Raw genomic sequence first — 749 nt, forward strand, 5'->3', positions numbered from 1 at the left:
AGTTGTTTTGGTTGCTTGCTTTCTTTTGCCTGTGTTATGCGTTGTTTGATGCTGGTATGGTCTGACTCCTCTGGGGTGTTAGCCATTTTGGCTCTAATGGGGTTTAAATCGACATACGCCATGCAGGCAGCAAGGGCTGCTTCATCTAATAATGCTTGAGACGTAAAGCGCCCCTCCCAAAACCTGCCAGTGCAGTTATCTTCTTTATTTGCTCTACGAGCAATGCTTTCATTTAACAACCGCATAAACCAGCTAATACTTGATAGGCGCTCTCGATATTCTTTTACTGTTTGATTAAAAAATATGAGTTCTATTTTACTTAGCTTTTCGCCCTCCATGTATTTTTGCGTAAGTACAGTGCCTTTACAGAGCTTATGCCAACGAATAACAATCGCTTTATCATTTAGCCTATTCGCTTTTTTATCATCAACATACAGGACTAAATGGGTATGATTACTCATTACGGCATAAGCACACACATCAATACAAAATACCTTCGCTAATCCAATTAGCTTATCTTCAACCCAGCCTCGTCGATGTTCGTAAGACTTACCTGTAAAGTGATCTTCACCACATAAAAATGCACGACGAACACACCGTGAAATACAATGATAATATTTTGTATCAACCAAACTTACTTGACGCTTTCTTGCAATTGCCATAAGACACCCTGCTTGTTTTTTATACTGACAAAAGCCTAGTACTACGTTTGCTAAACTGCAAAATTAAGATGGGTGTCTTGTTTATTG

The 749-nt window shown here is 39.1% G+C and carries 1 protein-coding gene; it reads right to left on the reverse strand.

What is annotated here, in order from left to right:
• A partial coding sequence (locus H5090_RS20545; RefSeq protein WP_182696631.1) for a transposase occupies window positions 1-662 on the reverse strand: 662 nt, incomplete at its 3' end.
• Window positions 663-749 lie beyond the last annotated feature (87 nt).

Source organism: Pseudoalteromonas sp. SR43-5 (genome assembly GCF_014163835.1).
Lineage (GTDB): Bacteria > Pseudomonadota > Gammaproteobacteria > Enterobacterales > Alteromonadaceae > Pseudoalteromonas > Pseudoalteromonas distincta.